This window comes from Pseudooceanicola algae, assembly GCF_003590145.2.
In the GTDB taxonomy this organism is placed as follows: domain Bacteria; phylum Pseudomonadota; class Alphaproteobacteria; order Rhodobacterales; family Rhodobacteraceae; genus Pseudooceanicola; species Pseudooceanicola algae.
Genome location: NZ_CP060436.1, coordinates 3,194,620 through 3,206,835, shown reverse-complemented (window position 1 = coordinate 3,206,835; position 12,216 = coordinate 3,194,620). Strand labels below are relative to the sequence as shown.

Below are 12,216 nucleotides of genomic sequence, written 5' to 3'. Positions count from 1 at the left end.
ACGCCAGCCGCCCGGACAAAGCCGGATGCACCGCGAGCGACCCGGCCCGGCGATCTGTCCGCCGACCTGCTGGCCTGGTATGACCAGCATGCCCGCGACATGCCCTGGCGCACCGGCCCGGCCGCCCGCGCCGCAGGGCAGCGGCCCGATCCCTACCACATCTGGCTGTCCGAAGTGATGCTGCAACAGACCACGGTAGCGGCGGTGCGCGCCTATTTCCTGCGCTTCACCGCGCTCTGGCCGACGGTCGCGGATCTTGCAGCCGCCGAAGACGCCCGCGTAATGGGCGAATGGGCCGGACTTGGCTATTATGCGCGGGCCCGCAACCTGCTGAAATGCGCCCGCGTCGTGGTGGCCGGTCATGGCGGCCAGTTTCCCGACAACCGAGCCGCGCTGCTGAGCCTGCCCGGGGTCGGGCCCTACACAGCCGCGGCCATCGCCTCGATCGCCTTCGACCGATCCGAAACGGTGGTGGACGGCAACGTGGAACGGGTCATGGCGCGGCTGTTCGACATCCATACGCCCCTGCCCGCCGCCAAGCCCGAACTGACCGAAAAGGCGGCGCTGCTGACGCCCCACGCCCGGCCCGGCGATTACGCTCAGGCCGTGATGGACCTTGGCGCGACAATCTGCACGCCGCGCAAACCGGCCTGCGCTCTCTGCCCCTGGCACGATCCCTGCCTGGCGCGGGCACGCGGCACTGCGCCAGACCTGCCCCGCAAGACCCCGAAAAAGGCCAAGCCCATCCGCCTTGGCATCGCCTATATTGCACGCCGTACCGATGGCGCCTACCTGCTGGAGCGCCGCCCCGACAAGGGGCTGCTTGGCGGGATGCTCGGCTGGCCTGGCTCGGACTGGGCCGAAACCACGCCCGTACCAGCCCCCCCGATAGAGGCCGACTGGCAGCCGGTCCCCGAAGAGGCGCGTCATACCTTCACCCATTTCCACTTGCGCCTGCAGATCCTCACCGCGCAGATCGACCAGGGCGCAAACCCGCAACGCGGTACCTTCCTGCCCCCCGAAGATTTCCGACCCTCGGATCTTCCCACCGTGATGCGAAAGGCATTTGACCTGGCCCATGCCAGCTTCGTAGACAGGAATTGACCCGACCGGGAGGCTCAGGACATGGCGCCGAACATGACATTGCCCAGCGCGGGCTTTTCCAGCTTCGGCAAGGCCGCGCCCTTCTGGCTGTCATTGGGGATGGTGCCCCTGGTGGTTTCGGGCGCGCTTTTCGGTGGCTGGACAGTGATCCTGGTGCCGGTCTACGGCTATGTGCTGTTCTCGGTGCTCGACAGCCTGCTGGGGCTGAATGCCACGGATGCGGATCCCGACACCCCCGAAGACGACCTGTTCTGGTATCGCGCCATCACGCTGGCCTGGGCGCCGATCCAATTCGTGACACTGTTCTGGGTGATCTGGTATACAGCCCGCGCCGAGCACCTCGGGACCCTGGAAACCATCATCCTGTTCTTCGGCGTCGGCACGATGACCGGCGCAATCGGCATCGTCTATGCGCACGAATTGATGCACCAACGCAGTCGGCAGGAGCGCTGGCTGGCGGATATCCTGCTGGCCATGGCGCTATACGGCCATTTCCGCAGCGAGCATCTTCTGGTGCATCATACTGCCGTGGGCACGCCATCAGATGCGGTTACGGCCCGCTACAATGAAAGCTTCCCGCATTTCTTCCGCCGGGTCCTGCGGCAATGCCCGCGCTCGGCCTGGACAGCGGAGACCGCTCGCCTGAAAAAACGCGGCCGCGACCCGCTGGACCCACGCAACCCTTTCTATCGTTATGCCGCCTTGCAGGCAGCCATGCTGCTGCTGGCTGTGCTCCTCAGTGGCTGGACAGGGTTGCTCCTCCTGCTCTGGCAAGCGCTCGTCGCAATCTGGCTGCTCGAACTCACGAACTACGTCGAGCACTATGGCCTGACGCGCAAGTACCTCGGGAACGGGCGCTTCGAGCACGTCAAGCCCCATCACAGCTGGAACACCTCGTTCAAGGCGACGAACTGGCTGTTGATCAACCTGCAACGCCATTCCGACCACCATGCCCGCCCCGACCGGCCCTATCCGCTGCTGCAAGCCCACGGCCCCGACCAGGCACCCCAGTTACCACACGGCTACCCGCTGATGGGCCTCATGGCGATGATCCCGCCCCTATGGCGGCGCAAGATGAACCCGCGCGTGAGGAAATGGCATGCAATGTATTACCCCGAAATCACGGACTGGCAGCCCTACAGGACTGGCCGCCACGAAGAACCGGCCTGAAACAGGGGGCTTTGCCCCCGCCGCTCTGCGAGCGCCTCCCCCAGGATATTTGCGACAGGGAAACCCGATGAGTCCTCCGATTGTTTCCCTGTTCCAAATATCCCGGGGGGCTCCGCCGGCGGCGGAGGGGGGCAGAGCCCCCAAGCCCGGTCTCCCCAGAGAGCAGGCGTGCAGGCCCTTGCATCTCCCTCGTCAGGAGATGATTTCGAATTTCACCACGTCGACCATTCCCCGATCGGTGATCTTCAACGCAGGGATCACCGGCAGGGCAAGGAAGGCAAGTTGCAGGAAGGGCTCTTCCAGTGTGACATTCAGGGTCCTGGCTGCGGCGCGCAGATGGATCAGCGCCTCGTGCACGACCTCGAAGGGTTCCATGCTCATCAAGCCGGCGACCGGCAGGGGCAGTTCGGCGCGCACCTTGCCGCCCTCGACCACGACGAAACCGCCTTCGATCTCGCCCAGCCGGTTCGCGGCCAGCGCCATGTCGTCGTAGTCCACGCCGACGCAGGCGATGTTGTGGTGATCATGACAGACGGTCGAGGCGATGGCCCCGCGTTTCAGCCCGAAGCCCTTCACGAAGCCGGACGCGATATTGCCGTTGATGCCATGGCGTTCGACCACGGCGATCTTCACCAGGTCGCGCGCCGGGTCGGGTCGCTTGTCGCCGTCGACGATCGGGATTTCCTCCTTCAGGTGTTCGGTGATGATCTTGCCCTCGAGGATGCCGATCACGTCGGTTTCCTCGCGGTTGGCCGCAGTGCGGAAACTGGCCGCGCTTACCACCGGCGCCTTGACCGAGTTGCGCCCCACCGGCGGAGTGATATTGCGGGCGGCAAAGGCCGCCTCGCCGCTGACGACCCCGCCGCACATCACCAGTTCGGCATGGCAGGTCGCCAGATCGTCAAGCACCACGATATCGGCCCGCTTGCCCGGTGCAATCTGGCCGCGATCCTTGAGGCCGAAGGCTTCGGCCGCCGAGAGGCTGGCGGCGCGGTAGACAGCCGTCGCGGGGCAGCCCATGGCGATCAACTCCCGGATCATGAAATCAAGGTGGCCGTGTTCGCCGATATCCAGCGGGTTGCGGTCGTCCGTGCACAGGCACATGTAGGCACTGGTCAGATCGGTCAGCAGCGGCTGCAAGGCCACCATGTCCTTTGAGACCGAGCCTTCGCGGATCAGCACCCGCATGCCTTTTTGCAGCTTTTCGCGCGCCTCCTCGGCGGTCGTGGCCTCGTGTTCGGTGCGGATACCGGCGCTGATATAGGCGTTCAGCCCCTTGCCGACCAGTTGCGGGCAGTGGCCGTCGATGTGCTGACCGCGAAACAGCTCCAGCTTGGCCATGCAGCCGGGGTCCTGGAAGATCACGCCGGGGTAATTCATGAACTCGGCCAGGCCGATACCCTGAGGGTGACCCATCAGGGGTTTCAGATCCTCGGCCTCGATCCGGGCGCCGGCGGTTTCCATGTGGCTGGAGGGCACGCAGGAGGAGAGGTTGACCCGGATGTCCATCACCGTTTCCGAGGCACAGGACAGGAAATATTCGATCCCCGGCACACCGATTACATTGGCGATCTCATGCGGGTCGCAGATCGCGGTGGTGACGCCGCGCGGGCCGACGCAGCGGTCGAATTCATGCGGCGTGACCATCGAGCTTTCGATATGCAGATGCGTGTCGATGAAGCCCGGCACCAGGATCTTGCCGGTCACGTCGATCACCTCGGTGCCCTCGTAACCCGCCATGATGCCGACGATCCGGCCCCCACAGATCGCCACGTCGCCGTCCAGCAGCGCGCCTGTCACCACGTCGAGCACCCGCCCTCCGCGCAGCACGAGGTCGGCGGGTTGATCGCCATGCCCCTGCGAAATCATCTGGGATAGGGATCTTGACTGCATGACGGTCTCCTTCGGGTTCACACGGCGCCAGCAAAGCCCGAAGGCCCGGCCATGTCCAGTTGACTTGTTCCGATCTGCCCCCGCCTGCGGACCGCCGGATATCTTGCCCCGGCGCCACGCGGGGCGTATCGATGATTCGTCACAGAACCGGAGCCATTCATGAGCATGTTCGACCTCCCCCCCCTGCCCGAAGTCCCGATCATCGGGGAAAGCGACACCTATCCGCTGCGGCGGATCTTCTGCGTCGGGCGCAACTACGCCGCCCATGCGCGGGAATACGGTTTCGAACCGGATCTGGAGGCCCCCTTCTATTTCACCAAATCCCCGGCCTCGGCCGTGCTGAGCGGCGCCGAAACGCCCTATCCGCCCAATACCGAAAGCTACCATTTCGAACTGGAACTCGCCGTCTACCTGAAGGCCCCCCTGTTCCGTGCGACCCGCGAAGAGGCGGTCGCCGCGATCTATGCCTATGGCTGCGCTCTGGACATGACCCGGCGCGATCTGCAGATCCGCGAGCGGAAAAAGCAGCGTCCCTGGGATCTGGGCAAGGATGTCGAAAACTCGGCCGTCTTCGCGCCGGCCACCAAGGCTGCGGATTTCGGCACGGTCGCCGCGCAACGCATCAGCCTGACGCAGAATGGCACGATGAAGCAGGATTCGACCCTGGACCTGATGCTGCACGACGTGGCGGCCGTGCTTTGCGACCTGTCGGGGTATTATCACCTTGGGGCGGGCGACGTGATCATGACCGGCACCCCCGAAGGCGTCGGGCCGGTGCAACCCGGCGATCTGATCGAAGGCCGGATCGACGGGCTGGAGCCGATTTCCCTGCGGATCACGGACCCTGCCTGACCCTTCGCAGGACCCCGCCTGACGTCAGCCCGACCTGCGCCTTTCCGGCGCCAGATCAAGCTTCAGGGCGGGGCCCTCGCCTTTAGCGCACGTCGCAAGGCATTGGTTCGCCCGTGTGGCGTCAAACCGCCGTCACCGTGCCCTTGATCGGCACGGATCCGCCCCGGTGCGTTGCTGCGCTGCAGCGACTCACGTATGGTTTCCATATGAGTCGCAAACCTCGCCTTTCCCCGGATGACTGGCTGAATGCCGGTCTTCAGGCCCTCGCTGTGGCCGGGCCGGAGGCGTTGAAGGCAGAACCCCTCGCGCGCGAACTGGGCACGACCAAGGGATCCTTCTACTGGCATTTCGCGGATGTACCCGCCTATCGCAAGGCGCTGCTGGATTTCTGGGGTCGCATGGCCAGCGCCGACCACGAGATGCCGTCGGACAAGCGGCAATCGGTGGCGCGACTGCACGAGATCATGCGCAATGGCTTTACCGGCGACATGGCAGCGGAAACCGCCCTGCGGGCCTGGGCGCGGACCGATGCCAATGCGGCGGCGACCCTTGCGGATATCGATGCGCGCCGGCTCAGCTATTTGCAAGACATCCTGCGTCAGATCGGCGTGACCAATCCCGATATCGCCCGGATGCTTTACGGCGCACAGATCGGCATCGTGCAGATCGGCGAAGGCGGCACCCCCGAAAATGAGACGGCCCTGGATACCCTGGTGGATCTTGTCCTGGCGCTGCGCTAAACGCGCCGCTTTCGCCCTCTGCCTCTGGTGGGAAGGGGGCGGCCGGACCTCCCTGCGGCGTGCCATCGCGACCATTCCCCGGCGACTGCCGCTGGCGGCACCGGTCCTGACCCTGGCGCTGCTGAGCGCCTGTCGCGAGGAAACTCCGATCGACCCCGAGACCACCTGGCAATTGCACAGCCTCAATGGCGCGACCGTGCCCGACGCCGGGCGTGCCACCTTGATCATTGCGGAAGAAGGCCGGCTGCATGGCGTCGCGCCCTGCAACAACTACGGTGGCAGCTGGACCGGGGTCGGGCAGGACTTTCGCATCTACGGGGTCTTTTCGACCCGAAAGGGTTGTCCGGACCTCCCCGCCGAGACCGCCTTTTTCGCGGCGCTGAACCGGGTGACCACGGTTGATCCGGGAAAGGACAGGCTGGGGCTGGAAGGGCCGGGTATCCGGCTTGGCTTTGCCCGGCTTGCGACCGGAGAATAGGCGGTTCAGGTCCCGGCGGCAGCCCGCCGGGCGATCAGGTCGATCAGCCTCTGACGCGCATCCGGCAATGGTTTGCTGCCCAGTTCCGGCGCCAGATGGTTGCGAAGGAAGTGCCCTGTCACCTCAAGCGCCTCGAACACATCCGCATCCGTTGCCGCCCCCTGCCCCAGCATGCAGGGCGGCAGCGGCAACAGGCGGTCGGCATAGTCCCCTGCTCCGGCCCGCGTCACCGCCCGCCCGGTCCGGGGAGAGACCAGTTCCAGCCCTTCTCGTGCGCCGGTGACGGCACAGCTGCCCAGATCAAGGCCGAACCCCGTTTCCTCAAGCAGGCGCTGTTCCCAGCCCAGGTAGGCCAGCGGCCATAGGTCGTCCTGCCCCATCAGGTCCAGCAGCTGTTCCGTCTGGTGATAAAGCCCCGGATAGGGCGCCCGTTCGGGCAGGCAGAAGACCAGCAGCCCGGTGACGGCATTCAGCCCCGCCAGCGCCAGCCGGTTGCCGAGATGATCCATACGCGACCGGCGCGGCTCGACTGCGAAATACCCAAGGTGTTCTTCCAACCGGGCGCGCCAGGCCAGGTCAAGCTGCGCCCCCGGCTGCAACATCGGCGCCAGCCTGCGCGACGCCCCGCCGCGCACGATTCCGGCATGTCGGCCATGGCCGGGCGTGAAGACCTCGATGATCGCCGCGCTTTCGCCATGTCGCCGCAGAGCCAGAAGAATTCCGTCTTCGCGCCAGTCCATCCGCTGACAATCCATCGACTTGCGGAGCAGTGCAAGATGGCTCAGCCTGCGGCCATGGAATTTCGTTCTAGGTCCCTGTCCCCGCTCGCGCGATCCCTTGCTGCCCTGGCCGCGCTGGCAGCAGCTGGGGCGCTGATACTGGAAATCGTCGATTCGGTTCTGGCCGATCCTGATCAGGCCCTGGTGGCGATCCTGTGGCGCCATGCCCGGTATTTCACCATCCTGACCAACGCTCTCGTCTTCGTGACATTCGCGGGCATGACCCTGTCGCGGCGCATGGCCTGGGGTGGCTGGCTGGGCGGGATGACGACCTGGATCGCGATCACCGGGCTGGTCTATCATGTGCTGCTGGCGCGGCCGCTGACCGGTCTGGCCTTCTGGGCCGATCTGGGGCTGCACAGCGTGGTGCCGGTGCTGACATTGCTCTGGTGGCTGGCCTTCGCTCCCAAGGCCCGGCTGTCACCGGGCTCGGCGCTGACCTGGCTGGCCTGGCCGCTGATCTATATCCTGTATGTGCTGGCGCGGGGACATGCGGATGGGAAATATCCCTATTTCTTCCTCGATCCGATGGATGTCGGCTGGGATGGGGTGACGATCTGGTCGGGGATCATCGGCCTCGCGTTCTTTGTCGCCGGGCTGGTGCTGGTCGCTATCGCCCGGATGCTGCGCCGCTGATCCCGCAAGGCGTCAGTCTGCCAGACCCGGTTCATCCAGCAGGTGGCGGCCCTGCCGGTCCTCGACCTCGATCACCCAGAGATCGGGGTCAAAGCCGCGCTGTCGGCTTATCGCGGCATCGACATCCGCTTCGACGCCCGCCGCCAGTTCGATCCATTTGCGATCCCCGCTGAGGATGTCGAAACTGCGCTGGAACAGCACCGCCTCCCCATTCAGGGTGTTCAGCTTGACCAGCACCGCGCCGCCGGTGTCATCGCCATGGGCGACAACGAAGGCCGGGATATCGGACAGTCGCAGCCGGGTCAGATAGGCCGACACCCAGATTTCAGCGGTCAGGCGCATGGCGATCCTCGTGGGACGGCGGGCGGGGCAAGGTGCCCCCGCAAAGGGGGGGCGAGCGCCGGGCGGCGCCCTAGTTGCCGTCCTTGAAATTAAGGCCCATCTCGGAATAGCGCTCGGCCTCTTCCAGCCAGTTCTCCCGCACCTTCACCTGCAGGAACAGGTGGACGCGGCGGCCAAGGAATTCTTCCATCTCCTGACGCGCCGAGGTCGAGATCGCCTTGATCGTCTCGCCCTTCTTGCCCAGTACGATGCCCTTGTGGCCATCCCGCGCGACATAGATCATCTGATCGATCCGGGCCGAGCCGTCGTCGCGTTCTTCCCAGTGTTCCGTTTCCACGGTCAGTTGGTAGGGCAGTTCCTGGTGCAACCGCAGGGTCAGCTTTTCGCGGGTCATCTCGGCGGCAATCATGCGCATCGGCAGATCGGCGATCTGGTCCTCGGGATACAGCCACGGCCCTTCGGGGACCTCGGCCGCCAGCCAGTCGCGCAGCGCCTGGACGCCAAAGCCCTTTTCGGCCGAAATCATGAAGGTCTCGGTGAAATCGTAGCGCTCGTTCATGTCCTTGGACAGGCCCAGAAGGACCGGCGATTCGACCCGGTCGATCTTGTTGATCGCCAGTGCCACGCGGCGTTTGCCCTTCATCTCGCGCAGCGCCTCGAGGATCTTTTCGACCCCTTCGGAAATGCCGCGGTGCGCTTCGATCAGCAGGACCACCACATCGGCATCAGCCGCCCCACCCCAAGCCGCCGCGACCATGGCGCGATCCAGCCGCCGCTTGGGCTGAAACAGACCGGGCGTATCGACAAAGACGATCTGGCTGTCGCCCTGCATCGCCACACCCCGGATCCGGGCGCGGGTCGTCTGCACCTTGTGGGTCACGATCGAGACCTTGGCCCCGACCATCCGGTTCAGCAGGGTCGATTTACCGGCATTGGGTTCGCCGATCAGGGCAACAAAGCCTGCACGTGTGCTCATGGGGGGATCCTTGCAACAGAAGAGCGCCTCTTAGGGCAGTTTACCCTGCTGCGCCAGCCCTGTCTCGGTCCAGATGCGCCAACAGGCGCTGATGGGCCGGATCGGGACAATTCAGGGCCGCGTCGGGGGCGGGGGCGACGCCACGCGGCCACTGCGCAGCAGGGTATAGATGCCGCTGCCGACGATCAGCACCGCCCCGGCCAGGGTCCACAGATCGGGCCGCTCACCGAACAGGAAATAGGCGAACAGCAGCGCCACCAGCAGCCGCAGATACCGGAACGGCGCCACGACCGAGATTTCGCCCGTCTGTATCGCCAGCGTCAGCGCGGTATAGGCCAGCACCCCGAACAGCGTTTCCGCAGCCAGCAGACCCCAGGTCGCAGGCTGCGGCAGATGGCCCGGCACGCCCGTGGTCAGCATCAGGATCGTGCCCGCGATCAGCAGCACCGCGAACCCCAGCGTGCCAAGCTGCCAGCGCGACACCCCCTGCGGCGCGGCGCGGGTGGCCAGATCGCGCCCGGAAAAGCCGATCATCGCCGCCAGCGCCAGCAGCGCATCCAGGCGAAAGGCCTCGGGCGTCGGTTTCAGGATCAGCAGGACACCGGCCAGCCCCATGGCCATCGCCGTCCAGCGCCGCATCCCGACCTTTTCGCCCAGAAACAGCGCCGCACCGAAGGTCACCACCAGCGGCGAGGCCTGCAGGATCGCCGCCGTGCTGGACAGCGGCGTATAGGCCAGCGCCAGCGCAAAGAACAAGCGCCCCGCGATCTCGAACCCCGAACGCAGCAGCAGGCGCGGCCGGAAGGTCTGGGGGTGCAAGACCGGCTCGCCGGCGCGCCGCGACAGGGCGGCAAAAAGAACCATTCCCGACAGGCCGAAAATCGCAAGGGCAAAGCCGGGGGATATGTCGCGGGTGATCAGCTTGAACAGCATGTCCTCGACCGCGAAACCGGCCATGGCCAGCAGCATCCAGAGCGCACCGCGCAGGTTGTCCGTCACGCCAGACCCCGCGTCACGACGGACACAGAGCAAGGATCACGTGTCGTCTTTCAGAAGCTGATCCAGCAGCGCCTTGGCCGCCGCCTGTTCCGCTGCCCGCTTGGAGGTCGCCCGCGCGCTGGATTCCTCGCCGCTGACAAGGCGGGCGGCGATGGTGAAGACCGGCGCGTGATCGGGACCGGAGCGCGCCAGTTCCACATAGGCAGGCGGCGGCAGGGCACGGGCCTGCGCCCATTCCTGAAGCGAGGTCTTGGCGTCGCGCGCATCCGCCTCGACCGTCTCGACCCGCGTCGCCCAAAGCCGCAGAATTACGACCCGCGCCGCTTCGAACCCCGCATCCAGATAGACGGCGGCAATCACCGCCTCCATCGCGTCGCCCAGCAGGGCCAGCTTGCGCCGTCCGCCGCTGATCTGTTCGGACCGCCCCAGCTTCAGCACATCGCCAAGACCGATCTCGCGCGCGATGTCGGCGCAGGTTTCCTTGCGCACCAGGGCGTTGAACCGCGGCGCCAGCTTGCCTTCGCTGGCCTCTTCGTCATCGGCCAGAAGCGCCTCGGCCATGACGAGGCCCAGCACCCGGTCGCCAAGGAATTCCAGCCGCTGGTTGTCGCTGCGCACGGGCGTCGAGGCCGAGCTGTGGGTGACCGCGCGCAACAGCAGTTCGGCCCGGACAAATTCATGTCCGAGCCGGTCCTGAAAGGCTTTCAGTTCCTGCGAAATCTTCATCTGTCGGTTCCCGGCATCCTGCGATTATTCCACCGCGCCTTACGGCGGCGCAAGGCTCAGCTGCCCTCGGCTTCCAATTGTTCCTTGCTGCGCTGGATCGCCCGGAAATACCGGTCCCCGCGCCAATCCCAGAAGAACAGCAGCGACCGACCGGCGGAAGAGAACATGATCCGGTCCGCGCGCCCGATCAGGTTGGCCGCCGGAACAAAGCCGACACCCCCCGCGCTTTGGGCAAAGCGGCTGTCGGTGGAATTGTCGCGGTTGTCACCCATGAAGAAGTAATGGCCTTCGGGCACATGGTAGACGCCGGTGTCATCGGCGGCGCGCTGATAGCGGATGTCGAGGGCGACATGGCTGACGCCATTGGGCAGGGTCTCGATGATCCGGGTCTTGGCGCATTCGCCGTTCAGACCCACCGGCCCGTTGGAGCACAGCGGCGGACGACCCTGCCGGCCCTGGGGTTCATAGGTCTCGACAAAGGTGCCGCCGTCTTCGACCTTCACCGGTTCGCCGTTGATATAAAGCAGGGAATCGATCACCTGGACCTCGTCGCCGGGCAGACCGATCAGCCGCTTGATATAGTCTTCGCCGGTCACCGGATGACGGAAGACGACCACGTCACCGCGGACGGGATCGCCGCCCAGGAACCGGTCTTCGCCATCACCGAGAAATCCGCAGATGTCTTCGGCGTCGATGTCGATCGGGCCGAGCTTGATCGACGGGCAGGAGGCATAGGAATAGCCGTAGGCCATCTTGTTGACGAACAGGAAGTCCCCGACCAGCAGCGTGCTTTTCATCGACCCCGAAGGGATCCAGAAGGGCTGGAAGAACAGGGCCCGGAACACTCCGGCGATCAGCAGTGCCCAGAAGATCGTCTTTGCCGTTTCCCACAGGAAATTGCCGCTTTCCGTCTTCGCCTTTTCAGCCATGTGCTGCCGATCCCTTGCTGCCTCGAAATGCCTGCCGATAGCGCGGGCCCTGAAAGGGGCCGCCAACAGAGGCTTCATGCGCGTCGGCCAGGGGAAAAGTCAAGCCGCGCAGGATCAATCGGGCGCGACCGGAGGCGCCGGGGGGACCGGCACGGCGGGCATGTCGGGGGCGCCGAGGGGACGCGCCTCGATCACCACGAAGGCCTGGGCCCAGGGATGATCGTCTGTCAGCGTGACGTGGATGATGGCGCTGTGCCCCGGCGGGGTCATCGCGGCCAGACGTTCGGCGGCCCAGCCGGTGACCTGCATGACGGGCTGGCCCGTCTCGAGGTTGCTGACAGCCATGTCGCGCCAGGCAATGCCCATGCGCAACCCGGTGCCAAGCGCCTTGGAGCACGCCTCCTTGGCGGCCCAGCGTTTGGCATAGGTGCCCGGCTGATCCTTGCGGCGGCTGGCCTTGGCCTGTTCGGTATCGGTGAAGACCCGGTTGCGGAAGCGATCCCCGAAACGGTCGAGCGTATTCGCGATACGGTCGATGTTTGCCAGATCGGTGCCGATTCCAAGGATCATGTCTGCTCCGCCAGAGGGTTCG

Annotated in this window: 14 protein-coding genes; 6 read left to right on the top strand and 8 right to left on the bottom strand. The window is 65.5% G+C overall.

Annotated elements, in window-relative coordinates; translation table 11 throughout:
* The first annotated feature begins 54 nt into the window (after positions 1-54).
* Both mutY and PSAL_RS14990 read left to right on the top strand, forming a co-directional pair.
* Positions 55-1,104, top strand: coding sequence for an A/G-specific adenine glycosylase (mutY, locus tag PSAL_RS14995; RefSeq protein WP_196222803.1), 1,050 nt, complete (start codon positions 55-57; stop codon positions 1,102-1,104).
* Between the two features lie 33 nt (positions 1,105-1,137).
* Positions 1,138-2,274, top strand: coding sequence for an alkane 1-monooxygenase (locus PSAL_RS14990; RefSeq protein WP_119839451.1), 1,137 nt, complete (start codon positions 1,138-1,140; stop codon positions 2,272-2,274).
* A gap of 192 nt (positions 2,275-2,466) precedes the next feature.
* Here the strand turns inward: PSAL_RS14990 and ade are convergent, their stop codons facing one another.
* Positions 2,467-4,167, bottom strand: a complete 1,701-nt coding sequence (ade, locus tag PSAL_RS14985; protein WP_119839368.1) for an adenine deaminase — start codon at positions 4,165-4,167, stop codon at positions 2,467-2,469.
* A gap of 159 nt (positions 4,168-4,326) precedes the next feature.
* On the opposite strand from ade, the gene PSAL_RS14980 reads away from it, so the two are divergent.
* The 3 genes from PSAL_RS14980 to PSAL_RS14970 all read left to right on the top strand — a co-directional run bounded on the left by PSAL_RS14980 (position 4,327) and on the right by PSAL_RS14970 (position 6,237).
* The gene (locus PSAL_RS14980; RefSeq protein ID WP_119839367.1) at positions 4,327-5,019 is read left to right on the top strand and encodes a fumarylacetoacetate hydrolase family protein; all 693 of its coding nucleotides are present in this window, start codon (positions 4,327-4,329) and stop codon (positions 5,017-5,019) included.
* 206 nt (positions 5,020-5,225) lie between these two features.
* Positions 5,226-5,759 carry a TetR/AcrR family transcriptional regulator gene (locus PSAL_RS14975; protein WP_119839366.1) on the top strand — a complete coding sequence of 178 codons (534 nt, stop codon included), beginning with the start codon at positions 5,226-5,228 and terminating at the stop codon, positions 5,757-5,759.
* Positions 5,740-6,237, top strand: a complete 498-nt coding sequence (locus PSAL_RS14970; protein WP_196941864.1) for an META domain-containing protein — start codon at positions 5,740-5,742, stop codon at positions 6,235-6,237. Before PSAL_RS14975 ends, PSAL_RS14970 begins: the two co-directional genes overlap by 20 nt.
* A gap of 5 nt (positions 6,238-6,242) precedes the next feature.
* Here the strand turns inward: PSAL_RS14970 and recO are convergent, their stop codons facing one another.
* Positions 6,243-6,977, bottom strand: coding sequence for a DNA repair protein RecO (gene recO / locus PSAL_RS14965; protein ID WP_119839364.1), 735 nt, complete (start codon positions 6,975-6,977; stop codon positions 6,243-6,245).
* Between the two features lie 54 nt (positions 6,978-7,031).
* Here recO and PSAL_RS14960 point away from each other — a divergent pair, with 54 nt between their 5' ends.
* Positions 7,032-7,652: a Pr6Pr family membrane protein gene (locus tag PSAL_RS14960; RefSeq protein WP_231388534.1), complete on the top strand. Its 621-nt coding sequence runs from the start codon at positions 7,032-7,034 to the stop codon at positions 7,650-7,652.
* A 12-nt stretch (positions 7,653-7,664) separates the two neighbouring features.
* Here the strand turns inward: PSAL_RS14960 and PSAL_RS14955 are convergent, their stop codons facing one another.
* The 6 genes from PSAL_RS14955 to acpS all read right to left on the bottom strand — a co-directional run bounded on the left by PSAL_RS14955 (position 7,665) and on the right by acpS (position 12,194).
* Entirely contained in the window at positions 7,665-7,994 is a 330-nt protein-coding gene (locus PSAL_RS14955; RefSeq protein WP_119839363.1) for a DUF1491 family protein, read from the bottom strand.
* 70 nt (positions 7,995-8,064) lie between these two features.
* Positions 8,065-8,970, bottom strand: a complete 906-nt coding sequence (era, locus tag PSAL_RS14950) for a GTPase Era (protein WP_119839362.1) — start codon at positions 8,968-8,970, stop codon at positions 8,065-8,067.
* A 111-nt stretch (positions 8,971-9,081) separates the two neighbouring features.
* Positions 9,082-9,969, bottom strand: coding sequence for a DMT family transporter (locus tag PSAL_RS14945; protein ID WP_231388533.1), 888 nt, complete (start codon positions 9,967-9,969; stop codon positions 9,082-9,084).
* Between the two features lie 36 nt (positions 9,970-10,005).
* On the bottom strand, positions 10,006-10,695 hold the full coding sequence (gene rnc, locus PSAL_RS14940) for a ribonuclease III (RefSeq protein ID WP_119839361.1): 690 nt from the start codon (positions 10,693-10,695) through the stop codon (positions 10,006-10,008).
* 56 nt (positions 10,696-10,751) lie between these two features.
* Positions 10,752-11,624 carry a signal peptidase I gene (gene lepB, locus PSAL_RS14935; RefSeq protein ID WP_119839360.1) on the bottom strand — a complete coding sequence of 291 codons (873 nt, stop codon included), beginning with the start codon at positions 11,622-11,624 and terminating at the stop codon, positions 10,752-10,754.
* Positions 11,625-11,738: 114 nt separating this feature from the next.
* Positions 11,739-12,194 carry a holo-ACP synthase gene (gene acpS / locus PSAL_RS14930; RefSeq protein WP_119839359.1) on the bottom strand — a complete coding sequence of 152 codons (456 nt, stop codon included), beginning with the start codon at positions 12,192-12,194 and terminating at the stop codon, positions 11,739-11,741.
* Positions 12,195-12,216: the final 22 nt, after the last annotated feature.

Excerpts from the sequence above, each read along its gene's own strand:
- PSAL_RS14955 (WP_119839363.1), bottom strand. The coding sequence starts at position 7,994 with ATGCGCCTGACCGCTGAAATCTGGGTGTCGGCCTATCTGACCCGGCTG.
- PSAL_RS14980 (WP_119839367.1), top strand. The coding sequence starts at position 4,327 with ATGAGCATGTTCGACCTCCCCCCCCTGCCCGAAGTCCCGATCATCGGG.
- rnc (WP_119839361.1), bottom strand. The coding sequence starts at position 10,695 with ATGAAGATTTCGCAGGAACTGAAAGCCTTTCAGGACCGGCTCGGACAT.
- era (WP_119839362.1), bottom strand. The coding sequence starts at position 8,970 with ATGAGCACACGTGCAGGCTTTGTTGCCCTGATCGGCGAACCCAATGCC.
- ade (WP_119839368.1), bottom strand. The coding sequence starts at position 4,167 with ATGCAGTCAAGATCCCTATCCCAGATGATTTCGCAGGGGCATGGCGAT.
- lepB (WP_119839360.1), bottom strand. The coding sequence starts at position 11,624 with ATGGCTGAAAAGGCGAAGACGGAAAGCGGCAATTTCCTGTGGGAAACG.
- PSAL_RS14990 (WP_119839451.1), top strand. The coding sequence starts at position 1,138 with ATGACATTGCCCAGCGCGGGCTTTTCCAGCTTCGGCAAGGCCGCGCCC.
- recO (WP_119839364.1), bottom strand. The coding sequence starts at position 6,977 with ATGGACTGGCGCGAAGACGGAATTCTTCTGGCTCTGCGGCGACATGGC.
- acpS (WP_119839359.1), bottom strand. The coding sequence starts at position 12,194 with ATGATCCTTGGAATCGGCACCGATCTGGCAAACATCGACCGTATCGCG.
- PSAL_RS14975 (WP_119839366.1), top strand. The coding sequence starts at position 5,226 with ATGAGTCGCAAACCTCGCCTTTCCCCGGATGACTGGCTGAATGCCGGT.
- PSAL_RS14960 (WP_231388534.1), top strand. The coding sequence starts at position 7,032 with ATGGAATTTCGTTCTAGGTCCCTGTCCCCGCTCGCGCGATCCCTTGCT.